Raw genomic sequence first — 24,305 nt, 5'->3', positions numbered from 1 at the left:
TGTGTTCGTATAATCACTGTTTTCCGTAGTGTCCCTGCTTAGGGAGAGATCCATATTTGAATCAACGATGTCAACATGCTGGTAGACATGCAAAAAGACGGGCACTAGGCACCGTCTTCTCATAATATGAAAATGTTTCTTCCATTATTTCCATACTTCCATATGATTCTGAATAAATTGCTCGAATGAAATCGGGTTATTCCCCGTTAATTTTTTCACCGTATCTGTCGTTTGATCTTCTCTCCCCTCCTCCCGGATAAGCACATCCAGTCCTGCGAGGGCAGCAGCGTATTCTTCTGACATTCCTGCGCGAATCATGCTGTTCCTCAATTCATCATCTGACAAAGATTCATGCTGAATGGACTGACCCAGTACACGGCTCAAGACGTCTGCAACCTGTCCATAGGACAACGTCTCCGGCCCTGTAATGATATGCTCCGTATTATGAGGAACAATATCTGTCAGAGCATGGAACGCAACTGCCGCGATATCATCTGCACTAACAAATCCAATTTTCCCGTCACCCGTAGCACTGTATATTTTCCCGAGTTGTTTCGTTGTCTCCCGATGCGGTCCCTCCGTAAAGTTCTCCATAAAATAGGAAGGCTGCAATACAGCCCACTCAGGAGCTTGGGCTTTTAAATATTGATGTACTTTGCCAAAAATAGGACCATCCTCATCAATTGAAGCACTGCCAAGCAAGACAAATCGCTTAACGCCGTTCCACAATGCTTCCTTGATGAACGGAATCATGACGTCTTCTGGGGTCATGTCCATGACTGGCACAACAAGATACACCTGGTTCACATTTTTCAGCGCCGGCGCATATGTCTCGGAATCATACCAATCAAAATAGACATAATTATCGGCAGAACCAGAAAGAGATGTTTTCGTTCTTCCTGCCAAACGCACCGGATATTGATGCTTTTGAAGTATGGCCGCAACACGGCTTCCTGTTTTTCCATTAGCTCCGGTAATAAGTGTCAACGGTTTATCATTGATCATGCTTGTTTCCTCCTAAGTCCGATTCGAGTACGATCGTCGGATTCCAATAGTCTTTATAATGTGTAATTTTTCCATTAGAGTGGCTCACTACAGAGATGTATGTTTGGTTGTATGGCTTGCCTGTAACTAATGAACGCCCTTTACAAGTAAATTCAGCCACAAACTGTTGTTTCGTGGAATCAGCCAAGATCACCGGTTCAGAAAACTGCTGGATTTCAATCATCCCCAGCAGATTATGAAGATGATTCGTAATTGCGGCTTTGCCTTCCAGTTTCTGAGGATATCCTGCTGGTGCATATGGGAATTCGAAGATAGCTTCAGATGTATATAGCTCCAACCACTGTTCTAGTTTTCCTTCCAGTAGCAAATTAGTGAATCCATGCATGATCCGATGCGGTATACTATTGCCCGCTTCCAACTGCTGAGATTGTGTCATCCTTATTTCCTCCTTCAGTTTGTTTGGTGTTCTTTTTCCAGACCAATCGGTCTATAATAGTCAAAAAATAAACGCCCTAAGCGTTCATTTTCAAAAAAACGTAAAGAATTCTTACTCAAATCATGTAAAACGCTAATCCATTGCCCTTAGGGTCATCTGTACAAAATCTCGCAGCGCTTCTGCACTTGCACCACTTTTCGCCGTAAAGGTCAATGAGAGTCGGGAATAATTCAGAAAACGGGCAAGCCCGGGCAATTCTTCCTCAGCGTGTCTCAATTCGCCACTCCTCTGGCCTCGTAACAGTGCACTATGAAAAACATCTTCCATTTGCTGGTTAGTGGTTTGAATAAAGGCTGCAATTTCGTGATTTTGTGGTGCCTGTTCAACCGCGCTATTAATGATGAAACATTCATTACGACGTTCGTCGTCTGTCAACACGTTAACCGCTTCGTTGAACAACTCCGTCACGCCTTGCCTCACACTTGTACATTCGTCTAATATTCTGATCCCCGCCTCTGTCTTCTGCTGAATATAGAATTTAAGAGCAGAGACAAATAAATCATGTTTAGTTCCGTAGGTGTCATACAGGCTTTGCCGCGCAATGCCAAGTTCACTCAGCAGTAAGCTCAAAGATGTACCTTCATAACCGTACGCTCCAAATACAGACGTTGCTTTTCTTAGAACGATCTCCGTGTCAAACTCCTTGGCTCTTCCCAATCTCAGACCTCACCTCCCTATTCATTAAATAAAGAATACCTTTTCCAGACTGATCAGTCAAGAAAATAAATGCTTTGATTTTTGCCAAAGTGGTATAATGTGAATAGAAGCTGAATGAATTCTTTTACCACTTACAACCATGACCACATATAAAGGAGTGTACCTATATGTATATTCAAATTACAGATTTGGCTGCAAAACGATTGACGGAAAGCTTGAATGACCAACCCGGATATTTCAAAGTGATCTATGACTTGGAAGGTTGCGGATGTAACGGAGTTATCGCTATTATCATTGTTGATGAACTTGCGGCTCTCGATGCGCAGATTGAAACCAATCTGGTTCCGTTCTATGTTGATCCGAAGCAGCAGCTGAACCTAGAACAACACATGAAGCTGGATACGGAAGAAAATTATCCTTCTTTCAAATTAAGCAGTGATTCTGGTGTGCTCAGCGCTAACGTTCGCGTTCGTGACACCCGTGCAGTAACCGTGGGAAGCTCCGGTGGATCCGACGCCTGCATGTTGTAACACAGTCTCCAGCATACTTAAAGTAATCTAGCATTATCTCTCTTCACATCAAAAGCCGTTGCATCTAATGCAACGGTTTTTTTAACGTTCTTTTCCTTATATGCCTCTATCAGAGTTGCAAAAAAGACTCTATAAAAGATGGACTAAACATTTACACGAAACGGAGAGGACAGAAAGAACCTGAAGAAACGAAGTGTTCGCCTAAAAGCTTTCTGAAAGAAAGCTGCATCGGAAGCATACGCTATCACAAGATTTTCACCATTATAAAATTGAATCAAAAAAATCTGGGGATAACAGCGATCGGAAGGTTGTTCTGTCATCGTAGTGTCCAGTGTAAATATCTTTGGTTCAACTTATATAGCAAACTTTGTTTACAACTCGGAAACAATTGGAGAACCTATGGATATAATCCTCTAGTATACTCGGTATATAGATTCATATATTCCGAGGAGGAACACACATCATGAAACATTTTACTCGTAAATCCATCATATCTACAATTCTCATAGGCTCTGTTGTAGCAGGTTCTGCATTTACTACGTTTCCCATCACTTCAAGCCTGAATCCCGTCGCGTCTGCGGCAAGCTCCAGCTTCACTCAATTCCTGCATGATAATGCACCTGGTCGTACGATCAAAACGATTAAAAATGTGGCAACTGTGACCAATGTGTCCAGTACGGTTGTACTTGTCAATAAAAAGAGAAATCTGCCTTCAACTTATGCACCTCAAGATTTGGTTGTACCTAATATTCCTTTTAGCTTCTCAGGTTCCAGTCCGAAGAAACAAATGCGTAAAGTAGCTGCAACCGCAATTGAAAAATTATTTGCAGCTGCCAAAAAAGACGGCATTGATATTAAAGCGGTGTCTGGCTATCGCTCTTATGCGACCCAGAAATCGATCTTTGACCGTAATGCCAGCATCAAAGGTGAAGCTGTTGCCAATAAAACAAGTGCTCGGCCAGGACAAAGCGAACATCAAACGGGTCTAGCCATGGATATATCAAGCGCTTCGGCCGGTTATGATCTTCAGCAAAGCTTTGGCAATACCAAAGAAGGCAAATGGCTGAAAGCCAATGCCCACAAGTACGGCTTCATCATCCGTTATGGCAAAGATCAGGAGAAATTGACTGGTTACTCCTATGAGCCATGGCATGTACGTTATGTAGGGGTATATATTGCTGGTGAGATTACCAACCAGAAACTTACGCTGGAGCAGTATTTGGAACGTGCCAAATAAGGCAGGTTTGAGCCCAAAACCTAGACAGTTATTTGATTAGATAAAAGAAGCGTGACTATAGGTAACATGACTGAAGGAGAAGATGGGGCCGCAACTGGCCCTCTTCTGCTTCAATCTTTCATTTACACACTTCGTTATGTCCCAACGATTTTTCTAAAGACCAGTGGCAGTCTCTTCAGACCTTCTGTTCCAGCCCAAGAGCCTACTCCAGCAAGTATTGCATTATGGCACAAATAAAGTGCGACATTGTACACGATAGGGCCTAGAATAATCTCCACGACTACAAAACGTTTTAACGTCGAAGATTGGATCACATATACCCGAAATTCATGAGGGTCATGTCCTCCCATATACCTTGCGATCAATGCTTTCATGAATCACCTCTAGTGTTTTATTTTAGCGTATGGCAGACAATCCTTGTCTTATTCTAAAATAATACTTACATAAAGTAACTAAGTGTGTTATAGTCAGTTTATAAATCATACATAAGCGAGGGAAACTACCATGAGTGAGTTGGAGAATGTAGTCAAAAACCGTAGATCGGCCGTTATTTTTGAAGAAGGAATTGAAATTTCGGATTCGGAACTGCAAGAAATGTTTGCCCTGAACAAATTTTCACCATCTGCCTTTAACCTGCAACACACGCACTATCTTGTGATTAAAGACGAGGAACAGAAAGAGAAAGTCTATGAAGCTTCCCAGCAATATAAGGTAAAAACAGCTTCTGCGGTCATCGTGGTATTGGGCGACGTCAACGCGCATCATCATATCCGCACGATTAACGAAGGTTTGCTGAACCTGGGCGCACTCACTCCATTCCAATACGAGCAGGAATCCCAAAGTGTCACCGAATTTTACGAATCTCGCGGCAGATTCTTCCAACGTGAGGATGCGATTCGCAATGCCAGCCTGTCTGCCATGCAATTGATGTTGATCGCTCAGGATCGCGGTTGGGACACTTGTCCAATGATTGGCTTTGACTCGGAAGAACTGCAACGGAGTCTGGAAATCCCTAACCATTACGTACCCGTTATGCTGATCACCATCGGTAAAAAGTCGGAAGCCAAACAGCGCCCACGCGGTTACCGTAAACCGATTAACGAATATGTTAGCTTCAACAAAATGCACGCTGAATAACATATAATATAACAAATTATATAAGTTGAACTAACATTTACACTATAACGGAGAGGACAGAAAAAACCTGAAAAAGCGAAGCGTGCGCCTTTATCCCCGGATTTTCCCCTTTAGAAAAGGAATGGAATTAAAATCTGGGGATAACAGCGATTGGAAGGTTGTTCTGTCATCGTAGTGTCAGTGTAAATAATCTTTAGTTCAACACAGCAAAAAAGCCACGATCTCGTGGCTTTAATACGTTTCATAAATCAACGTATCCAACATGTGAAATTCATCGTCAAACTCCGCATATATGTACAGTCGACCAGCAGGTGTATCCCCCGCATCATAACCCAATCGGAAATATTGATCTCCCTGAAATTCTGCATCAGCCAAAATCAATTCATTGATATCTTCGTCTGGATGAGCCTCGGCAATGGTTCTAAGCGCCTGTTCACCAAGCATGTCCCACCGTTTCCACGTCTCTTCCATATATGGGGATAAGGCTTCCATCTCTGTCTTGGTTGAAACCTGTGCAGTGACTACCAGTTCTTTATCCTGAATAAGTAAGCTCATCTGATAGTTGGACATCGATGCGTCATATTGAAACAACCCCATACCCGGAACTTCATGATTGGATTCAAACATTAGATTATCTGCATACTGCAGTCTTTCCAGCTTGGGATTAGCGCTATAATCCAACTCGGTCAATTTGTTCTCGGAACAGTACAACTCTTTTAGTTGTACGTTATGACGAATATCCAGCTTGCTAATATGGTTGTTAAAACAACGGACACTCTCTAAAACCATATTTGAACGAAAATCCAACTGTTTGATATGGTTGTGGTTACAACGAAGTTCAATCAAGTTTGGACAACCTGTTACATCAAGTTCCAACATGGAATTGTTGGCGCAATCCAGTCGCCGCAGTTGCTTATTGTGTTCAAATTCAAGTGAGAAAAGAGCGTTGTAACTGCAACTAAGTTCCTCCAACTGCTCAAGGGGCTCCGTAGCCATCTCCGACAACATATTCCAATGACACTCCACCATTACAAGTCTGGAATTATGAGAAAGATCTAATTTTCGAAGTCGATTAAAGCTGCAGTCCAGCACTTGCAATTCCGAATTGGAACTGAGGTCCAGTGTAAGAAGCTGATTCTCTCTGCAACGTAACGTCCTCAGCTTGTGATTCTGAGTAAGATCCAGACCGGTCAATTGATTATAGGCACAATCCAACTCTTGAAGACCCCTGAAATACTCGATTCCATTAAGATTGCTAATATTGTGATTGGAAAGTTCTAATATCTCAACCTCACAAACGTCACTCTCCTGAATGAAATCCCGCTGATCACAAAAACGATCCAACACAACTTGCCTGAAACGTTCATCCGTGAAGGCATAAGTAATATCCATGTATGACACCTCCCCCTCTCGTTTTGCTCTATTGGAACAGTCTTCCAACATATTACCATTATTCTATGAGTTTCGTCGCCGGGATTCAACAATTACCTAAGCAAATTCTTTTATACCATGTTAGCATCCAACATGTAAGAGAAATCGTACAGAGAGGAAGATTTTCATGGAAATGGTTATCGAAAACCTCCCGTCATATCGTATCGCCTATGTTCGACAAGTCGGTCCGTACGGGCCTGCCAATGCTCAAGCGATGAATACGCTGAAACAATGGGCAGACAAAAAACAACTGCTTAATGAAGCAGCAATTTTATTCGGTATTCCACAAGATGACCCAACTACCACACCGCCCGAAAAATGTAGATATGATGCCTGTATTTTTATTACTGAATCTGAACGTCTGGAAGATGAGTTTGTTGAGATTGGCGAGTTATCAGGCGGAGATTATCTCATCTGTAAGGTGAGACATACGGCAGAAGCTATACAGCAGGCATGGAATGTGATCATCCCTCATTTACAAACAAGTGGTTATCGGATGGACAATAAGCCGGTTATAGAACGATATCGTTGGGACCTGCTTAATCAGCATTATTGCGAGATATGTGTGCCTGTAAGACCCGTGTAATCCATGTTATGAGGAAACGAAAAAAGTGACTTCAAGTTGAAGTCACTTTTTTCGTTCAGTAATACTGCTACTATTTAAGTTGAATTAATCATTTACACGATAACGGAGAGGATAGAAAAAACCTGAAAAAGCGAAGCGTTCGCCTAAAAGCTTTCTGAAAGAAAGCTGCATCGGAAGCATACGCTATCCCCGGATTTTCCCCTTCGGAAAATGGAATCAAAAAAATTCTGGGGATAACAGCGATTGGAAGGTTATTCTGTCATCGTAGTGTCAGTGTAAATAATCTTTAGTTCAATTTATATAACTAGATTAGAAATTAAAATGCCCAGTTGCCTTTACGGAATACCGGCTCGATTGTACCATCCTGTAACTCACCATCGATATCCAGTTCTGCGGAACCGATCATGAAATCAACGTGAGTCAAGCTCACATTGCACTCATGCTTCAGCAACTCTTCGTTCGACATTGTTGTGCCGTCTTTCATGTTAAATGGATATGCACTTCCCACAGCCAAATGGCAGGATGCATTCTCATCGATACCCGTATTGTAGAAAATACGATTCAGGTTGGAAATCGGAGAGTCATGTGGTACGAGTGCGACCTCACCCAGATAACGTGCACCTTCATCAGTGGCAAACAGGTTCTTCAAATGTTCTTCACCAGATGCTGCCGTAAACGCTACAACCTGTCCATCCTTGAATGTGATTCTCATCTGGTCTACCAGTTGTCCGTTCAGGTTCAAAGGCATGGTGCTACTAACATAACCATTCACTCCGCTACGCTTAGGCATGGTGAATACTTCTTCAGTCGGCATATTGGCGACCGTGTATACACCTTGTTTATTTTCGCTACCACCGCCACCCCAGATGTGGTTGTGGACCAATTCAATTTTCAAGTCTGTACCTGGCGCACGGTAATGCAGGCTCTTATAGTTCTTTTTGTTCAGGAGATCACTCATGGTATTCAGGGTATCCAGATGTTCTCTCCAATTTTGTACGGCGTCTCCGCCATCTACACGGTTCATTTTGAAGATCGTTTCCCACATCACGTTGATTCGGTCTTCTTCCGGGATGTCGGCAAATACTTTGTTCGCCCAAGCTTTGGTTGGGGCCTTGATCAGACACCAGCTAATTTCATGGTTGCGTGTGTATTTGGCATATCCGCGACGTGCGTGTGCAGCTGCCTTGGTAGCACGGGAAACGCTGTCGGAGTCAATTCCGTTATACAGTTCAGGATCTGGAACTTTGATCGTCAAGGTAGCGCCGCCTGCTTCCGCAAACTTCTCCATCATATCCGCTTTCCAGGCTGGATAGTAGTCAAAGCTGTCATTGGAACCATGTTCAAAACGACTGCGGGTAATGTTGTCGTCATCGAAGTCCACTTGTACATAGTTTGCACCAGCCGCATAGGCTTTTTGCACAATGAGACGTGTGAATTCAAGCGTTTCAATGGGAGCAGTAACCAGCAGATCCTGTCCTTTTTGGATATTCACGCCGACTTTAACAACCAGCTCTGCGTATTGTTCCAATGACTTTTCAAAGGTTTGTTCAAATTGACTCATAGTTGTGTTCACTCCTGCTTCATATATTATGACATGGATTGCAAATGACTTGGATTCTGTTGAGTGGCCGTTACAGCGAAGGATCGTTCTTTAGATCGTCGTTGTCTCCAAATTTTCTTCATCGTATTTTTCAAAGGTTAAAATTAGGAGACAAATACGAACGCTATCGCTTCTGCAGAATCGATTCCTTCTCTTTCACTACTTATACTATTAATTTCCATCATTCGTTACCTAATCTCATTTAACCATTACGTTTTTCTTGTTCGCGCAGTTCGATCCGGCGGATTTTACCAGAGTTGGTCTTTGGCAGATCCGTAACAAATTCGATCTTGCGTGGATATTTATAAGGTGCTGTAATTTCTTTGACGTGGTGTTGCAATTCACGCATCAGTTCCGGTGAAGCCAGTGAATCGTCTCTCAACACAACAAAAGCTTTAACAATATTGCCGCGGATCTCATCCGGACTTGCAACCACCGCACATTCCTTCACGCTGGCGTGTTTCATAAGTGCTTCTTCCACTTCAAATGGTCCAATCGTGTAACCCGAACTGATGATGATATCGTCACTGCGACCTTCAAACCAGAAGTATCCTTCTTCGTCTTTGCGTGCACGGTCCCCTGTTACAAAATAATCGCCACGCTGACTCGCTTCCTTCCGTCCCTCATCCTGATAATAGGACCGGAACAAAGCTGGCATCTCTTTGTGTACCGCGATATCTCCCATTTCACCCGCAGGCACAGGTTGTCCCTCTTCATCAATAATTTCAATCAATCCAGGTGTAATCGACTGACCCATCGAGCCAATACGTACAGGCGCATCTTTGAGACTGCCGATTAACAACGTGCTCTCGGTCTGTCCATATCCGTCTCGAATAGTCAGGTCGAAGTGACGCTGGAAGATTTCAATGACTTCCTGATTGAGCGGTTCACCCGCTGAAACAGCACTTCGCAGATGAGACAGGTCATAATGTCCAAGATCATCGGCTTTGGCCATCAACCGATATTCCGTTGGTGTACAGCAAAGGACATTAATTTGATGTTCCTGCATCAGTTCCAAGTAACGCTTGGGCTGGAATGATCCATTGTAGACCAGTCCAGTCGCGCCTCTTCCGAGTACCGACAGGAACGGGCTCCAGATCCATTTTTGCCAGCCAGGTGCAGCCGTTGCCCATACGGTATCTGAAGGTTGAATATCCAGCCATAATGAAGAAGCGATCCGCAGATGGGCATATCCCCAACCGTGGCTATGTACAACTCCTTTGGGATTACCAGTTGTACCCGATGTATAAGCAAGAATAGCCGTATCATCACGATGAGTCTCCACCGCAACCATCTCTTCGGGTTGATTCTGCATTAACTGGTGCACATTCACCCAAGCTTCAGCAGGTACGCTAACTTCTCCATTCGGTGATGCCACGATGCGATGTGCCAGTGACGGCAGATCCGCGTCCATCTTTTCCACTTCCGAGGTCGTCTCGGACCATACAATAACAGCCCGCGCCTCAGAGTGACGCAGACGATATTCCAGATCTTTTGCCCGTAACATCTCGGAGGAAGGAATAACGGCAATTCCCAATTTCAGACAAGCAATATAAATGACGTAGGCAATAATACGGCGTGGTACCATGACCAACACCCGATCACCCTTCTCTAATCCAAGTTCACGCAGACCTCCAGCAAGACGATTCGCCTGCTTGAACAAATCACCATACGTGATCTCTTCCACCTCTCGTTGATCGCTGAGCCATCTAAGTGCAATCCGCTCTGATGGATGATTCTCCATCTCGGATGTCAGGTTATAGCTTTCAGGCGAAATCCACTGTTCAAAGTTCAAATGGAGCCTCTCCTTCGTAGTTCAAATGTAAAGCTTCTATATATTATACCCTAAATCCTAGGACCAGGTGCTATGAACTAGGTTCAATCTGAAAAAATAAACACAGGTCAATTAATGAACTATTATAATAGATCTTATCCTATAAAGAAAATGACATATAAAAAAATGGCACCTACCCTGGATATCAGGAAGGCGCCATTTCATTCTTCATTTATATTACATTAGTTTTACCTAACTATAATTTTCACACTGCTATACTGTGTATTTTACCACGGATAATTACCCATTCCGTCCAAAATGCTTTCGATCTCATTCAACTCTTCCGTTGTCAGATCCGGTGCGCTGAGCGCAGCCACGTTTTCTTCAATCTGGGACACACGGCTTGCACCAATCAGTGCAGAGGTTACACGGTTACCACGCAAAATCCAGTTCAGAGCCAGTTGAGAGATTGTCTGACCTCTTCGTTCAGCAACCGCCTGAAGTGCATCGAACTTGGCAATCCGTTCGTCTGTGTAAGCTTCTTTTTTCAAATTGCCTGTTGGATTGGCTCGTTCTTCCTTAATTTTGTCGACATATTTATTCGTTAACTGACCGCGGCCGAGTGGACAGAATGCAATGGAACCTACGCCTTGCTCATCCAGTACGTCTTGTAGCCCGTCTTCAATCCAGCGATTCAACATCGAGTAGTTTGGCTGATGAACCAGACATGGCGTACCCAGACGACGCAGAATGGTTACCGCTTCTTGCGTCTGTTCTGCATTATAATTGGACAAGCCCACATACAGAGCTTTACCTTGCCGTACGATATGATCCAGCGCCGTCATCGTTTCTTCCAATGGCGTGTCCGGATCTGGACGGTGATGATAGAAAATGTCTACATAATCCAGTCCCATCCGACCAAGACTTTGATCGAGACTGGCAATCAGGTTTTTGCGGGAGCCCCACTCGCCGTAAGGTCCATTCCACATATGGTAACCTGCCTTCGAGGAGATGAGCAGTTCATCCCGGTAAGGACGCAGATGTTTTTTGTAAATCACGCCAAAGTTCTCTTCCGCTGATCCTGGAGGTGGACCATAGTTATTCGCCAGATCGAAATGGTTAATTCCGAGGTCAAAGGCACGCAAAATCATCTCTTCCTGAATATCCAATGTGCGGTTGCCACCAAAGTTCTGCCATAAACCCAGCGCAATTTGCGGCAATCTGATTCCGGATTTGCCGGAACGTACATATTTCATCTCATCATATCGTTGTTCACTCGCAGTATAGGGCATCGTTATTCTCACTTTCCTGTAAGGTTTGTTGAATTCCTTTTCATCTTAGACATTTTCCTGGATAAACGATATGGCATTTCACTTTGAACATATGGAATAATGATTGTTATCTATATATACTAATGTTAAATAATTAATCTTTTTAGCTATTTAGTATGTTAAAATGCAAGATGAGACGAAATCGTACAGGAGTGAATACCCTTGATTACGTATATGTTCAAGAACAATCATTTTCAGGAGTTGCAGCTCCTTCATTATGGCACGGAAGCTTGTACACCGGGTCACCACTTTGGCCCTGCCATGAGAGACTATTACAAAATTCATTATATCTTGAATGGCAAAGGCACCTTCGAAGTGGGAGGCAAAACGTACAACCTGTACAAAGGTCAAGGTTTTCTAATCGTTCCGCATTCTGTTGTTCATTACCAAGCAGATCAGGATGACCCCTGGGAATACAGCTGGGTTGCTTTTCAAGGCAGCAACAGTCCATCCTTTTTACAGCAGGCTTGTCTGTCAGAGCATCACCCGATTTTTGAGCTGGGCAATGAGGATGACGAGATGCGATCCTGCCTGCACCGAATGATCAATTCCCGCAATACCCACAAAGGCTGGGAGATTAGCATGACTGGTTTGCTGTATCAATTCTTCTCTATTTTGATTGATCAGGCTAATTCAGAGCATCTTCAACCCATGCCGGATTATTCGAAGGAAACGTACGTAACGCAGGTAATGGACTTCATTGAAATGAACTATGCCAATGCCATTACCGTTCAATCCATCGCGGCCCATGTCGGTTTGCAGCGCAGTTACCTATGCTCTCTCTTCAAGGATCAGATGGGAAGCAACATCCAATCTTATCTGGTCCATTACCGGATGCGCAGGGCAGCCGAACTGACGCTTGATCCAGGTCTGACCATTGGCGATATTGCTCGTTCTGTGGGCTACACCGATCAATTGCTCTTCTCCAAAATGTTCAAAAAAGTGATGGGCGAAGCGCCTACCTACTACCGCAAACATAAAACAGCACCCTCCCAATTAAGTTGTTAATTGGGAAGGTGCTGTTTTTGCCAATCGTTTATCCTTACAGACGTGATTCCTTACATTCTTTTCATTGGTTTATACCGTCTCCGGCATGGATATGCCAACAACTTGCACTTTGATTTCATCTACCATAACGCCGGCTAATTGTTCTACAGCCTGTTGAACATTATGTTGAAGTTCACGGCAAACCTCGTGCATCTTGTTGCCATATTGAATGTTGATGCGCAGCTGGATGGTTGCCTGATCGTCTTTGACGTGTACGTCAATCCCTTTTTGCAGACTCTTGCCGCTGATACTCTTGGCAATCCCTTCAGTCAGTCCAACGGACATGGAGGATACACCAGCCGTTGATTGAGCGGCCATCCCCACGATCTTGGACAACACATCATTCGAGATATGAATGGTACCCATTTGAACAGATTGAGGTGCGATATATTCAGGTTCATTGTATTGTTTTTCGATAATTTCAGACATGTGCTCCACTCCTTCGAATAATTTAAATTCTAAGCATTCTGCCATTTGTCCTTGAAGAACATGTTATAGATTCGAACCAAAAGAATTTTAACGATCATATAAACCGGGATAATAATCAGGATAGCAATAATTCCACCCAAGTCGCCTGCACCCAACACCAGAATGATGGTCGTAAGCGGGTGAATGTCCAGCTTTTTGCCGAATACGTACGGTGCAACCAGGTTGTCCTGAATCTGCTGAGCGACAAGAATAATAATCAGGGACCAGATGGCAACCGATGGTGATACCACGAGACCCATGATCACAATAGGCACGGACGACACAATCGCTCCGATAAACGGAACAAAATTCATGATGACCGCAATTACCGTGAGCAGTAATGCGTACGGCAGTCCAATAATCAAGAAACCGATATACATCAGTACACCCAGCGCCAGATTCACCAAAACTCTTCCCACAATAAAACCACTCAACGCCTGATCAATCTCAATTACAACATCACGGCTGTCATTTTGGAAACGTTTTGGAGCGATATGTGCCAATTTACGACCAAATTTCTCGCCTTGTAACAGCATATAGAACAAAAGGATCGGTAGTGTAAACAAGATGATCGCAAAACTGGAAACAAGTGAGAAAAATCCACTTACATAGTTGGTTACAAAGTTAAATCCTTTGTTGATATACTCCGTGATCTGGGAGAAAGGTGTCGAGCCCTCAGGGAACAAGGCCTGAATGGCTCCATTTTGCTCCAGCTCTCTCAGCTGTTCACTTAATGAATTAATTAGACTTGGTGCGTTATCAACCAGATTGATCAGTTGCTCACGTAACGATGGCCATAAACCAATGATGAAGAACACTCCCAGAATAGCAATAACCAGATAGATTAGCAAAATACTTAGCGTGCGATTTATTTTCTTTTTCTCCATATAATTCACAAGCGGCCTTAGCAGATAATAAAAGAACACCGACAACATCATCGGCACGGTAATGACCGTGATCATGGTGACGAGCGGCTGAAAGATGAAGCTTACACGTGATAATAAATAGATATTAACCAATATCAGCGCCAGTGCAATACTGAACCGGACAAACGTATTTACTTTGAACAAAATATTTCCCCCCACATGGACATTTCTTCTCTTATTTAATTTGGAATCTCAATGCTAAACACGGTGGTTTCTCGCCCACGCCGGGAAAGGATCAGCCTTCCGCCCATTTTCTCCGTATTACGTCGTGCGATGGACAAACCAAGTCCGGTGCCTCCGGTCGCTGTCCGTGCCTCATCCCCTCGTACAAACGGGTCAAAGATCGTTGACCATAGTTCTTGAGGTATGCCCACTCCGTTATCTGCCACCTCTATCACCACATGGGTATGAAGCGGAATGAGTTCGACGCGCAGTTCGGTCCCGATTGGATTATAAGACAGAGCATTGGTAATCAGATTCTGAATGACTCTGGATAACAGCTCCGGATCATACCTCGCGTAGATCACCTCATCAGGAACAAGTACATGAAGGACAAACTGTTTCTGTTCAATCTCCCCATAGGTATCTGCCATAATCTCGCGCAGGAATTCTCCAATCTCTCTTCTCTGAATATGCATGCGAAAATCGGGCGAATCCACCTTGAGCAGCTCCAGCATATTCTGTATCATGCGTGCAACTTGAACAGACTTGTTATAGATGTATCCCAGATATCTTTGCTGCCTGTCCTTGTCCTCTCCACGTCCTTCCACCAATGCCTGCGCATATCCCTGTATAGATGTTATCGGTGTCTTCAGATCATGTGATAAGTCTACAATCAGTCGCTGTTTGCTCTCTTCGGCGTAACGTTTCTCCGCAGAGGTGTTCTCAATGACGTCCGCCATGTAGTTAAAGGTCTCACCTATCTGGACAAATTCCCTCTCGGCTGATATCGACATCCGTGTACTATAATTTCCTTGTATCATCTGCGTAAGACCCGAGGAGAGGATACTGAGTGGTTTTTTGATTCTCCGTGCGACCCAATAGCTATAGACAAAGATCAACAATAAAACCAAACCGATGCCAATCATAATGTAAAAGGATAATGGATGTTTCAGATTGGTAATCAACTGATTATCGTTAATTCGCACGCTAACCAGATCACGCGGGATTTTGAGCAATACATACGCTGCCGCTCCTTCTGTCGAGAGAGGAGTGATCGAATAATAGTATTCCTGGTCACTCCGATTTTCCAGTCCATCATACAGATCGGCTTCACTGTATTGCGTGTAAGCATCTTGCTTGTCTCCCACATGACGAATGACATTGCGATTCGCATCCAGAATTTCAATCCAGCCGCCGCTGTCCTTGAGACGTTGAATCTCTGTGTCTTTGCCTTTCGCCACCGAACCTCCACCGGAGTAAAATTCGTTCTCCAGCTCTTCCACATATACGTGGGCTTCAACATTCAGATCCGGATCAACCATCTGATCCGAAATGCGAAAATCCACGACATCAAGTGAAACCATAAGGTACACAATCAATACCAGTAACAGCAAAAAGAAGTTGAACAGCAAGAAATCCAGTGTCAGGGATGTCTGCAACAGTCGCTTTTCTCTAGCTTTCCATGGGCGCTTCAATTTTGTATCCCAGTCCCCTTATCGTTTTGAGATATTCCGGTTGTCTGGAGTCACGCTCGATCTTCTCCCGTATGTTGCTGATATGTACCATAATCGTGCTGTCCTCGTGCGCATAATAGTCGCCCCAAACGGCTTCGTATATTTTTTTACGGGTGAACACTCGGCCAGGTTGATAGAGCAACAATTCCATAATTTTATACTCTGTAGAGGTCAATGTTACAGGTGTTCCTGAACGAAAAAGGATACATTGGGATCGATCCAGCGTCAGATCACCTAATACCAGATTCTGTTCTTTCGCTGCGGGGATCTCCGCTGCATCAAAATGATTGACTCTTCTAAGCAACGCCTCTACTCTGGCGACAATCTCAAGCGGGTTGAATGGCTTCGCTATATAATCATCTGCCCCAAGTCCAAGCCCAAGGATTTTATCGTGATCCTGACTTTTAGCGGATAGAAACAGTACAGGCATGTGATGCGTGGCTCTAATCTGTTTGATCAACTGCAATCCATCCATTACAGGCATCATGATGTCCAGTATGACCAGATCGATCTGTGTTGAACGTATGGTTTGTAATGCCTCGGCTCCATTCACCGCAGTTTTAATGGTATAGTCCTTCTCCAGATATAGTTGAAGCAGTTCAACAATCTCTGGTTCGTCATCTGCAATTAATACGGTGTATCTCATGTTATTCCTCTCATTTCCTATACTCTATGCCTATCTCTACATTATTACTATATACTACGTCTCTTAATTCAACCTAAATCATTTCTAAAGATAATCTAAATAAATAGAAATAGAGCCTTGGCTCTCAGGCCAAGGCATTAAGAAAGGTTCTAAACTAATTTGGAATACATGTGACGCAGATACCGCCAGCGCACGAGTGCAAAATACAAAATCTGCATGGAAGCAAACACCAAGAAAATACGCAGGCTGTATCCGAAGACCGAGAAATCAACCAGTTGTTGCAACGCTACAAAGGCAACCGAACTGTGGATGACCGCCACCAGAATCGGCAGGAAAAACATAAGTAATAGCTGCCTTGTTACGATCTTACGGAGTTCGGGACGACTCAGTCCTATTTTGCCAATCATGCGATACTGCGCTTCATCCCGTTCTAGATCTGCGTAAAGTCTGAAATACGTGAAACTTGCTGCAAAGGTGAAGAAAACAATGCCGATAAGGCCGCTCAAAATTAGAATGATGCCATTGGTCTGCTTGGAATTAAGCCAATCCACCACAAGCGCGCTGACCTCGTAATAACCTCTGTCGGAATGATCATCTTGAATGGATTTGATCAATTCAGGAGCAAAGCTGCGTGTACCCATCCAATCTTTCACGATAAATTGTATCGTTCGACTCGAATAGAAACCTTCAGGCATGCCAACTTCCTCGTTATACGCCGGTCTCAACTTCTCAAACAATTCGTTGGTTACAACGTAGAGATTAATTTCATTTTGAAAAGGAATCACAATATCGGTACCAGGTGTCACTAGCCGAATCTGTTCCGACCGATTATCAATCTCCAGATCGACCTCCGTCCCTGAGAATCCTTGTTCAGCCTGATCACGGTACTTCTTACGAACCGCCAAATTGCTAGGTGTCATAAATGACTCATCGACCTGTTTCAACGTACGTTCTTCGTACCCAAGTGCCTTCGCCAGACGGTTATAATCACTCAGTTTGATAATCCTTCCATTATTATTTTCAGGTATATGAGCATAACTGCCCTTCACATAGGGAACTTGATGATCAATCAACGTTTCTTCAATCTGCCGAATATGTCGCTCGGAGTTGGGAGTATCCCATATATTCATATAACTGAATGCGTACGGATTCGACATGGACGACAACCCCGGGTCAGCAATAGCAAGCATGGTGCCAATTCCCGTAAATGAAGAAGCTGAAATGATACTTACCATGAAAAACATGATGGCGTTATCCTTCATTCGATAGGTAAGTTCAGATAGGAAGAGCAAATTGGTTTTACGGAAAAACAACCTTGGATTTCTTTTCAGTGCCCGAATGATATATACACTGAGCTGTGTGAACAAAAAGTACGTACCTGCAATAACAACCACGACACTTGCGAGTAATAACGGAAACGAGAAGCGTATCCATACAAAAGTGAATACTCCTGCATAACCCCCGCCAATCAACAATACGGATAACAAGGCGAGCAGACGTGATGCTTTGGGTTCCGGTTTCGGTTTTTCCTCTGATTTCACAAGGTCAATGAGAGTTCCTTTGCGAATGAGCAAGGATGAGGACATCGCGATCACAACAAACAGCAGCAGAAATGCACCAGCCGTCAGGGCAATGCCTTTGAGTGGAAAATAGAATCGAAGGCTGTTCTCAACAGCCAGCATAGAGCCACAGATCAGCAGGATCAATTTGCCGAAAATAATTCCGAGTCCAATCCCGGTAATGATCGAAGCTAATCCGATACACATGTTCTCCATAAACAGGAGCCTGTTCATCTGTTTACGTGTCATGCCAATGATCAGGAAAATACCAAATTCCTTCTTGCGTGTCTTCAGGAATGAACCAACGGAATAGAGCAGGAACAGGAATGAAAAGATGAATATAATGATCTCTGCAATCATAAATCCTTGATTCGCAAGCAACGTTACCGTTCCACTCGACCCCTTTAACCCCGCTTTCAAATCGGGATGGAACAGGAGCAATGCGTAAGTAAAAAAGATCATGACGGAAAATGTACTGCTCAGAAAATGAGCCAGATAAATTCGTTTGTTGCGAACAACGTTATTAATGGCGAACTGGCGAAAATTCATGTCCTGACCCTCCCATTAGGGATAATACATTAATAATCTTCTGGTAAAAAGCTGCACGATTATCGCCGTAGTGAATTTCATTATACAGTTTGCCATCCTTGATAAAGACAACCCGACTGCAATAACTTGCGGCTACTGCATCATGAGTGACCAGCAGCATCGTAGCCTGATCCTCCTGATTGCGCGTTTCGAGAATCTCCATCACATCTCTTGCCGCCTTCGAATCCAGGTTGCCTGTTGGCTCATCGGCCAGAATCAGCTTCGGGGAATGGATAAGCGCTCTGGCAATGGCCGTACGCTGTGCCTGTCCTCCTGATATCTCATATGTCCGTTTGTTCAGAATACCCTCGATCCCCAGCTTGCTTGCCAGCTGTTCAACACGAGTGTTCATCTCTGCTAGCGAAACACCGTCAAGAGTCAGTGGCAGCACAATGTTTTCCTTCACTGTCAGTGTATTTAACAGATTGAACGATTGAAAAACAAATCCAAGCTCTTTTCGCCGGAACAGCGCGAGTTCGTCCTGATTCAATTCAAACGGATTCTTCCCTGCAATCCGCAGTTCGCCTGATGTTGGGTGATCAATGGTTGAGATCATGTTCAGCAGCGTTGTTTTGCCACTACCCGATGGTCCCATGATGCCAACAAACTCACCTTCCTGAATACTGAGGTCAATACCTGATAACGCTTCATAAGATACGATGCCTTTGTAGATTTTACTGATCTGTTTCACAGAACAAATCTCCATGGTTACAACTCCTTAGTGATGTATGAATTCAAAATTAAGTTACTTTCATGCTGTGTGCATGTGTATTGTACGTGGCCTTTCCTGTACTCTTATGACTATAGTCTATCGAAGTTTTGGCCATTCTCCTATGGTTTAACCTTTCATCAACATGACAATGTTGTAAGGTTGCATCATGAAAATCAAAAAGACGCCTTCGCCCCGATCAGGCAATAGACGTCTACACTTATACTTACACTGTAATATATACTCCACTCAAACTTCTTCAACAAAAATACAGACCTCACGTCCAATCTTATCTTCAACCTGCCTCTCAGGAGTTGAATGTAATTCGGACGGTCGTTCCTTCACCGTACACGGATTCAAGATCGATCCGATGATTCATCCGTGTTAACACTTCTTTGGCAATATACAGCCCCATGCCAGTGGACTCTTTGAAATGCCGCCCGTTCTCCCCGGTGAAGAAAGGCTGGAATACCCGGTTTAGATCAGACTTCGGAATACCGCTGCCTTGATCCTCGACTTCCAGCATGATAGAGCGTTCTGCTTCATACGCACGCAGATGAATCTTTTGTCCGCTGCCCGCAGAGTATTTGATTGCATTGGACAGTAACTGTACCAAGACAAAACGAATCCACTTGGCATCAGATTGTACAACCAGCGAAGGATCTATATGCATCTCTGGATAGACGTGATTGCGAATAAAGAATCGCTTGAGTTCATGGATCGCTTCTTCCCCAGCGGTCTTCAGTATCACAGGTTCCACACTGAAATCCTGCTCGAAGGTATCCAACCGCGCTACATACAGCACAGTCTCCAAACCTCGCCTCATCTGGTCCGCTTCCTCCCGAATGCTTATGAACCGAGGATCGTCATCTTCCTGGCCTTCCACGGTCAACTCAATGACGGATAACGGTGTCTTCATCTGATGGACCCACTGGTTCATGAATGTCAGATATTCTTGCTGCCGTTGTTCCAGCCGATGGAGATGAGCATGGTACTGTCCGTATTGTGAATCCAGCAGCTTTTCCAGCGCCAGTGATAAAGGACTTGTTTCGTTCAATGGTACAAATTCCTTCAGCGAATCCATCGATCGTGACATCCGGGTATAAAAGGAGCGATGTGAATAATAACGATACACCAAATATCCGATGTATAAAAATAATCCCAACGCTACGGCATAACCAGCCGTGATCCAATCGTTATAGCCGTCATACCAGAATACAGCAACAACGGTGAACAAGATGGCAACAACCCAGCACGTTAAAGCGAGATGTTCTCGTATAAACAATCTCATGATGGTGAAGAGGCCATCCAGGTATTGTTCAATCGGTAACCAGAACCTCTGACCGTTTCCAGTGCATCCGTAATACCAAGCTCAGCTAATCGTTTACGCACCCGAGTAACGTTAACGCTGAGAGTATTGTCATCCACAAAAGAGTCATCCCACAGCTTCTCCAAGATAGTCTCTCTGCTCACCAGCTTGGGACTGCGGCGCAGTAACGTTTCCAGCAGAATCGTTTCCTTCTTCGTCAGCTGCACTTTGCGATCACCAAGCTGAATCTCCAGTCTTTCCAAGTACACGACCAAGCCGTCCAGTTCCACCTTGCGCTCTTCATCACGTGTAGCATAGTCCCCATATACCCGGCGTAGCTGACTTCGAATTTTTGCTATAACAATCTCATGCTCAAATGGCTTCGTGATATAATCATCCGCCCCGTTCTCCAGTGCCATGACCTGATCCATCTTCCCACTCCGCGCGGAGATAAACAAAATGGGGCATGTGGACAGTGTACGAATCTGGCGGCACCAATAGAAACCATCGTAACTGGGCAAGTTGATATCCAGAAGTACCACATGTGGCTGTACCTGCTCAAACTGTTGTACAATCATCTCAAAATCCTCGACCAGAACGGCACGGTCCCCGTAGCGTTCAATATGAGATTTCAATAACCCCGCAATCTTGGGATCGTCCTCTATTATCATAATGGTATACATTATTGGATCTCACCTCTGGCAAAATCATAACACAGGATTTATTATCTAGCATCGACTTGCTTACGCCAATCCACAATATCTGCATTCAATTGCTTCAGGTCTCCTGAAGCTTTCTGATCATCGGATAACTTGTATTGTTGCTTCAATGCCAGGATACGATATACACTTTCATCAATTCGGGACTCGGTGATCTTGCCTGACTTCACTGCACTCATTAGCGTATCAAAAATCGTCTTGGCACTCTCATAACTGTGAGCGACCAACAGAATGTCACTTCCTGCTTTAACCGTTGCCAGGGCTGCCTGGTCCAACTTGAAGTTCTTCGCGATTGCACCCATACTCAGATCATCTGTGATGACCACACCATCATACTTGAACTTCCCGCGCAAATGTTCACCAATTATGACATCGGATAAGGATGCCGGATGATCCGGATCCAGCTTCGGGAACAAAATGTGTGCAACCATGACCGCCTCCACTTGCTCTTTCACTGCGGCCTGGAATGGAATCCATTCAAGCTCGGCCAGTTGTTTTTCCGTTTTATTCACGACAGGAAGATCAAGATGAGAGTCCACGGACGTATCACCATGACCCGGAAAATGTTTCACTACCGGAACAATGCCTTCACTACGTAGTCCCTTCATCTCTGCAATCCCCATACTTGACACCAGTTCTGCCGAGTTGCCGAATGAACGATCTCCAATCACTGGGTTCTTCGGGTTACTGTTCACATCCAGCACAGGAGCAAAGTCCACATTAAAACCTGCAAGCTGAACCTGTCTCGCCAACAATTCGCCCATCGTTTCAGCAAGCGCGCTGTCTTTCGTCTCGCCTACTTTTCTACTGGAAGGAATGGATTCCACCGTCTCTGGCATACGACTCACTTTGCCGCCCTCCTGATCCACACTCATGAAGATCGGTATCGGGTTGGACTGATTCGCTTCCTTGATGGATTGCACAAACTTGGCTGTTCCCTCAAGTGTCGATACATTGTTGGCATAGAAAATAATGCCCCCTACCTTTTGATTAGTAATCATCTGTTTGGCTTGATCATCCAACGTTGTCCCCTGAACACCGGCCAGTATCATCTGTCCAATCTTCTCTTCTAACGTTAATGAACTGAGCTGCTCCTGCACCGGATCGACTTCTTCTTGCGGTTCCTCTGGTACTTCTTCCTGCGGTGGAGCGGTATTCTGCTCCGGCGATGAAGTAGATTGCCCTGAGTTGGAGCCAGCGTTCGATCCGGTATTCGAGTCCGTTGCGGAGGAAGGTTTCTGCGCTTGGCCACATGCAGATAAAAGCAGAACGATCCCCAGCAGAAGACACATCATATGCAGTGGTTTTCTCCATTTATTGTTCGAGGTGTACCTATAGTTGTACAAGGATATTCATCCTCCTTATGTAATGTCATCTTGGTAATCTAAAGGTTCAGGCCTAACCTTATCACAAGGTGAATGATTTTCAAAATGAGCGCTTCTGAGGATTGAATCGTTGTTCAGACACTTAAGCGGTAAAAAAAGTGGTTGCACTGGAACCTTAGATGTGGAACTTAATGGTGTTGTGACTAGGCGCGTGTGCGATGTATGTGGAGAATAAAAAGGAGTAACGGTGCAGAAAACGATTTTCTATTGTGAATTTTTCATAAGTTGAAATTATTATTATAGGAAGATCAAAAAGCCGCCCAAAGGCGGCCTATTTGTTCGTTTTTGTTTTACTTTTCGTTGTGAATCGTTGCCGTTCAGCGTTAGTTCACCTTTCACCAAACGTTCTTAGGCTTCTATTAATGGAGTGTTTGCAACACTTCCGTTGTAAATGGAATGATTTCGGATATGCGACCTTCACGAACTTTGGCAGGCCATTCGGGATCACTAAGCAGAACACGACCCAAGGCGATCAAGTCAAATTCATTGTTCTCCAACTTCTCATTTAATAGATCCAAATGGGCATCCCCTGTTCCATGGTTCTCGGTTGCTCTGTCTACAAATTCAGCTTCAAGACCTACCGATCCAACTGAAATAGCTGGTTTACCGGTTATTTTTTGCGTCCAACCCGCGAGATTCAGCTCAGATCCTTCGAATTCAGGCAACCAGAACCGCCGTGTAGAGCAATGGAATATATCCACGCCAGCAGCACTGAGTGGGGCCAGGAATTGCTCCAATTGTTCTGGCGTCTCCACCAGACGTGCCTCATAATTCCCCATCTTCCATTGGGAGAACCGAAGCACAATTGGGAAATCAGGACCAACCGCCGCACGACAAGCTTTAATCACTTCAACCGCAAATTCGGTTCGCCGAGCTAAATCACCACCATAATTGTCGGTTCGTCGATTCGTCTGCTCCCAGAAGAATTGGTCAATCAGGTAACCATGGGCTCCGTGCAGTTCAATTCCGTCAAACCCGATTCGCTGTGCATCCGCTGCCGCTTGGGCATATGCCTGTACAAGCCCTTGAATCTCCTCTTCCGTTAAAGGTTCACGTGATGGTTCACCTGCCATGCTAACCCCTGACGGACTTACAGGCTCAGCTTCTGCATTAGGCAAGTCGCCGGAACGACGTGCTGTACCCACATGCCACAATTGTGGCATGATTTTGCCACCCGCTTCATGTACTGCTTTCACTACATTAGCCCATCCTTGCAAAGAATCTTCACCATGGAATAATGGAATACTCACTCCACTAACCGAAGATGGATGATTAATGCCTGTACCTTCTGTTATGATGAGCCCCACTCCACCTGCTGCTCTGCGACGATAGTATTCAGCAACTTCCGGTCCAGGTACGCCCTCTGGTGAGAATCCGCGAGTCATGGGTGCCATAACGATTCGATTAGACAATGTTAGCTTGTCCGAGACGAATGGTTTGAATAATGCTGAAGGTACGTTCATAGTACATTGCTCCTTTACGATTGGAA

At 44.4% G+C, this 24,305-nt stretch carries 23 protein-coding genes; 5 read left to right on the top strand and 18 right to left on the bottom strand.

Features of this window, described 5'->3' with window-relative positions:
• Window positions 1-144 precede the first annotated feature (144 nt).
• The 3 genes from AC6CIF_RS25235 to AC6CIF_RS25225 all read right to left on the bottom strand — a co-directional run bounded on the left by AC6CIF_RS25235 (window position 145) and on the right by AC6CIF_RS25225 (window position 2,158).
• On the bottom strand, window positions 145-1,005 hold the full coding sequence (locus tag AC6CIF_RS25235) for an ergot alkaloid biosynthesis protein (RefSeq protein WP_498201997.1): 861 nt from the start codon (window positions 1,003-1,005) through the stop codon (window positions 145-147).
• Window positions 995-1,441 (bottom strand): nuclear transport factor 2 family protein, encoded by a 447-nt coding sequence (locus tag AC6CIF_RS25230; RefSeq protein ID WP_498201996.1) that lies wholly within the window; start codon window positions 1,439-1,441, stop codon window positions 995-997. Before AC6CIF_RS25230 ends, AC6CIF_RS25235 begins: the two co-directional genes overlap by 11 nt.
• Before the next feature lie 132 nt (window positions 1,442-1,573).
• On the bottom strand, window positions 1,574-2,158 hold the full coding sequence (locus AC6CIF_RS25225) for a TetR/AcrR family transcriptional regulator (RefSeq protein ID WP_498201995.1): 585 nt from the start codon (window positions 2,156-2,158) through the stop codon (window positions 1,574-1,576).
• A 167-nt stretch (window positions 2,159-2,325) separates the two neighbouring features.
• On the opposite strand from AC6CIF_RS25225, the gene AC6CIF_RS25220 reads away from it, so the two are divergent.
• On the top strand, window positions 2,326-2,688 hold the full coding sequence (locus tag AC6CIF_RS25220) for an iron-sulfur cluster biosynthesis family protein (RefSeq protein WP_017688778.1): 363 nt from the start codon (window positions 2,326-2,328) through the stop codon (window positions 2,686-2,688).
• Between the two features lie 463 nt (window positions 2,689-3,151).
• Complete coding sequence (locus tag AC6CIF_RS25215) at window positions 3,152-3,925, top strand: M15 family metallopeptidase (protein ID WP_498201994.1); 774 nt, start codon at window positions 3,152-3,154, stop codon at window positions 3,923-3,925.
• 134 nt (window positions 3,926-4,059) lie between these two features.
• Here the strand turns inward: AC6CIF_RS25215 and AC6CIF_RS25210 are convergent, their stop codons facing one another.
• Entirely contained in the window at window positions 4,060-4,299 is a 240-nt protein-coding gene (locus AC6CIF_RS25210) for a hypothetical protein (RefSeq protein ID WP_017688780.1), read from the bottom strand.
• A gap of 130 nt (window positions 4,300-4,429) precedes the next feature.
• Between AC6CIF_RS25210 and AC6CIF_RS25205 the strand changes: the two genes are divergently transcribed.
• Entirely contained in the window at window positions 4,430-5,062 is a 633-nt protein-coding gene (locus AC6CIF_RS25205) for a nitroreductase family protein (RefSeq protein ID WP_498201993.1), read from the top strand.
• Between the two features lie 231 nt (window positions 5,063-5,293).
• Here the strand turns inward: AC6CIF_RS25205 and AC6CIF_RS25200 are convergent, their stop codons facing one another.
• Window positions 5,294-6,454 carry a leucine-rich repeat domain-containing protein gene (locus AC6CIF_RS25200; protein WP_498201992.1) on the bottom strand — a complete coding sequence of 387 codons (1,161 nt, stop codon included), beginning with the start codon at window positions 6,452-6,454 and terminating at the stop codon, window positions 5,294-5,296.
• Window positions 6,455-6,620: 166 nt separating this feature from the next.
• On the opposite strand from AC6CIF_RS25200, the gene AC6CIF_RS25195 reads away from it, so the two are divergent.
• Complete coding sequence (locus tag AC6CIF_RS25195) at window positions 6,621-7,079, top strand: AraC family transcriptional regulator (RefSeq protein WP_498201991.1); 459 nt, start codon at window positions 6,621-6,623, stop codon at window positions 7,077-7,079.
• A 316-nt stretch (window positions 7,080-7,395) separates the two neighbouring features.
• Here the strand turns inward: AC6CIF_RS25195 and AC6CIF_RS25190 are convergent, their stop codons facing one another.
• The 3 genes from AC6CIF_RS25190 to AC6CIF_RS25180 all read right to left on the bottom strand — a co-directional run bounded on the left by AC6CIF_RS25190 (window position 7,396) and on the right by AC6CIF_RS25180 (window position 11,745).
• A complete protein-coding gene (locus AC6CIF_RS25190) occupies window positions 7,396-8,640 on the bottom strand; it encodes an aminopeptidase (protein ID WP_036608587.1) in 1,245 nt (414 codons plus the stop codon).
• A 241-nt stretch (window positions 8,641-8,881) separates the two neighbouring features.
• Window positions 8,882-10,474 (bottom strand): acyl-CoA synthetase MbcS, encoded by a 1,593-nt coding sequence (gene mbcS / locus AC6CIF_RS25185; protein ID WP_498201990.1) that lies wholly within the window; start codon window positions 10,472-10,474, stop codon window positions 8,882-8,884.
• Window positions 10,475-10,740: 266 nt separating this feature from the next.
• A complete protein-coding gene (locus AC6CIF_RS25180) occupies window positions 10,741-11,745 on the bottom strand; it encodes an aldo/keto reductase (protein ID WP_074094841.1) in 1,005 nt (334 codons plus the stop codon).
• Between the two features lie 201 nt (window positions 11,746-11,946).
• Between AC6CIF_RS25180 and AC6CIF_RS25175 the strand changes: the two genes are divergently transcribed.
• Entirely contained in the window at window positions 11,947-12,792 is an 846-nt protein-coding gene (locus AC6CIF_RS25175) for an AraC family ligand binding domain-containing protein (RefSeq protein WP_498201988.1), read from the top strand.
• Between the two features lie 69 nt (window positions 12,793-12,861).
• On the opposite strand, the gene AC6CIF_RS25170 is transcribed toward AC6CIF_RS25175, so the two are convergent.
• The 10 genes from AC6CIF_RS25170 to AC6CIF_RS25125 form a co-directional block, all read right to left on the bottom strand.
• Window positions 12,862-13,260: an Asp23/Gls24 family envelope stress response protein gene (locus tag AC6CIF_RS25170; protein ID WP_047842725.1), complete on the bottom strand. Its 399-nt coding sequence runs from the start codon at window positions 13,258-13,260 to the stop codon at window positions 12,862-12,864.
• A gap of 29 nt (window positions 13,261-13,289) precedes the next feature.
• Entirely contained in the window at window positions 13,290-14,369 is a 1,080-nt protein-coding gene (locus AC6CIF_RS25165) for an AI-2E family transporter (RefSeq protein WP_047842724.1), read from the bottom strand.
• Window positions 14,370-14,404: 35 nt separating this feature from the next.
• Window positions 14,405-15,862, bottom strand: coding sequence for a sensor histidine kinase (locus tag AC6CIF_RS25160; protein ID WP_498201987.1), 1,458 nt, complete (start codon window positions 15,860-15,862; stop codon window positions 14,405-14,407).
• The gene (locus AC6CIF_RS25155) at window positions 15,840-16,547 is read right to left on the bottom strand and encodes a response regulator transcription factor (RefSeq protein ID WP_498201986.1); all 708 of its coding nucleotides are present in this window, start codon (window positions 16,545-16,547) and stop codon (window positions 15,840-15,842) included. The genes AC6CIF_RS25160 and AC6CIF_RS25155 overlap by 23 nt, the downstream gene beginning before the upstream one ends.
• A 149-nt stretch (window positions 16,548-16,696) precedes the next feature.
• Window positions 16,697-18,655: an ABC transporter permease gene (locus AC6CIF_RS25150; protein ID WP_498201985.1), complete on the bottom strand. Its 1,959-nt coding sequence runs from the start codon at window positions 18,653-18,655 to the stop codon at window positions 16,697-16,699.
• The gene (locus AC6CIF_RS25145) at window positions 18,630-19,400 is read right to left on the bottom strand and encodes an ABC transporter ATP-binding protein (RefSeq protein WP_036608600.1); all 771 of its coding nucleotides are present in this window, start codon (window positions 19,398-19,400) and stop codon (window positions 18,630-18,632) included. Before AC6CIF_RS25145 ends, AC6CIF_RS25150 begins: the two co-directional genes overlap by 26 nt.
• A 310-nt stretch (window positions 19,401-19,710) precedes the next feature.
• Window positions 19,711-20,694 carry a sensor histidine kinase gene (locus AC6CIF_RS25140; RefSeq protein WP_498201983.1) on the bottom strand — a complete coding sequence of 328 codons (984 nt, stop codon included), beginning with the start codon at window positions 20,692-20,694 and terminating at the stop codon, window positions 19,711-19,713.
• Entirely contained in the window at window positions 20,691-21,395 is a 705-nt protein-coding gene (locus AC6CIF_RS25135; protein WP_498201982.1) for a response regulator transcription factor, read from the bottom strand. Before AC6CIF_RS25135 ends, AC6CIF_RS25140 begins: the two co-directional genes overlap by 4 nt.
• A 41-nt stretch (window positions 21,396-21,436) precedes the next feature.
• A complete protein-coding gene (gene nagZ, locus AC6CIF_RS25130) occupies window positions 21,437-22,777 on the bottom strand; it encodes a beta-N-acetylhexosaminidase (protein ID WP_498201981.1) in 1,341 nt (446 codons plus the stop codon).
• Between the two features lie 398 nt (window positions 22,778-23,175).
• On the bottom strand, window positions 23,176-24,279 hold the full coding sequence (locus AC6CIF_RS25125) for an NADH:flavin oxidoreductase (RefSeq protein WP_498201980.1): 1,104 nt from the start codon (window positions 24,277-24,279) through the stop codon (window positions 23,176-23,178).
• Window positions 24,280-24,305: the final 26 nt, after the last annotated feature.

This window comes from Paenibacillus sp. GQ49 (genome assembly GCF_059759055.1).
Note: the sequence above shows the minus strand (reverse complement) of the source record. Positions and strands in the feature narration are given on the sequence as shown.

Excerpts from the sequence above, each read along its gene's own strand:
- AC6CIF_RS25235 (WP_498201997.1), bottom strand. The coding sequence starts at position 1,005 with ATGATCAATGATAAACCGTTGACACTTATTACCGGAGCTAATGGAAAA.
- AC6CIF_RS25230 (WP_498201996.1), bottom strand. The coding sequence starts at position 1,441 with ATGACACAATCTCAGCAGTTGGAAGCGGGCAATAGTATACCGCATCGG.
- AC6CIF_RS25220 (WP_017688778.1), top strand. The coding sequence starts at position 2,326 with ATGTATATTCAAATTACAGATTTGGCTGCAAAACGATTGACGGAAAGC.
- AC6CIF_RS25215 (WP_498201994.1), top strand. The coding sequence starts at position 3,152 with ATGAAACATTTTACTCGTAAATCCATCATATCTACAATTCTCATAGGC.
- AC6CIF_RS25210 (WP_017688780.1), bottom strand. The coding sequence starts at position 4,299 with ATGAAAGCATTGATCGCAAGGTATATGGGAGGACATGACCCTCATGAA.
- AC6CIF_RS25205 (WP_498201993.1), top strand. The coding sequence starts at position 4,430 with ATGAGTGAGTTGGAGAATGTAGTCAAAAACCGTAGATCGGCCGTTATT.
- AC6CIF_RS25200 (WP_498201992.1), bottom strand. The coding sequence starts at position 6,454 with ATGGATATTACTTATGCCTTCACGGATGAACGTTTCAGGCAAGTTGTG.
- AC6CIF_RS25195 (WP_498201991.1), top strand. The coding sequence starts at position 6,621 with ATGGAAATGGTTATCGAAAACCTCCCGTCATATCGTATCGCCTATGTT.
- AC6CIF_RS25190 (WP_036608587.1), bottom strand. The coding sequence starts at position 8,640 with ATGAGTCAATTTGAACAAACCTTTGAAAAGTCATTGGAACAATACGCA.
- AC6CIF_RS25180 (WP_074094841.1), bottom strand. The coding sequence starts at position 11,745 with ATGCCCTATACTGCGAGTGAACAACGATATGATGAGATGAAATATGTA.
- AC6CIF_RS25170 (WP_047842725.1), bottom strand. The coding sequence starts at position 13,260 with ATGTCTGAAATTATCGAAAAACAATACAATGAACCTGAATATATCGCA.
- AC6CIF_RS25155 (WP_498201986.1), bottom strand. The coding sequence starts at position 16,547 with ATGAGATACACCGTATTAATTGCAGATGACGAACCAGAGATTGTTGAA.
- AC6CIF_RS25150 (WP_498201985.1), bottom strand. The coding sequence starts at position 18,655 with ATGAATTTTCGCCAGTTCGCCATTAATAACGTTGTTCGCAACAAACGA.
- AC6CIF_RS25145 (WP_036608600.1), bottom strand. The coding sequence starts at position 19,400 with ATGGAGATTTGTTCTGTGAAACAGATCAGTAAAATCTACAAAGGCATC.
- AC6CIF_RS25140 (WP_498201983.1), bottom strand. The coding sequence starts at position 20,694 with ATGAGATTGTTTATACGAGAACATCTCGCTTTAACGTGCTGGGTTGTT.
- AC6CIF_RS25135 (WP_498201982.1), bottom strand. The coding sequence starts at position 21,395 with ATGTATACCATTATGATAATAGAGGACGATCCCAAGATTGCGGGGTTA.
- AC6CIF_RS25125 (WP_498201980.1), bottom strand. The coding sequence starts at position 24,279 with ATGAACGTACCTTCAGCATTATTCAAACCATTCGTCTCGGACAAGCTA.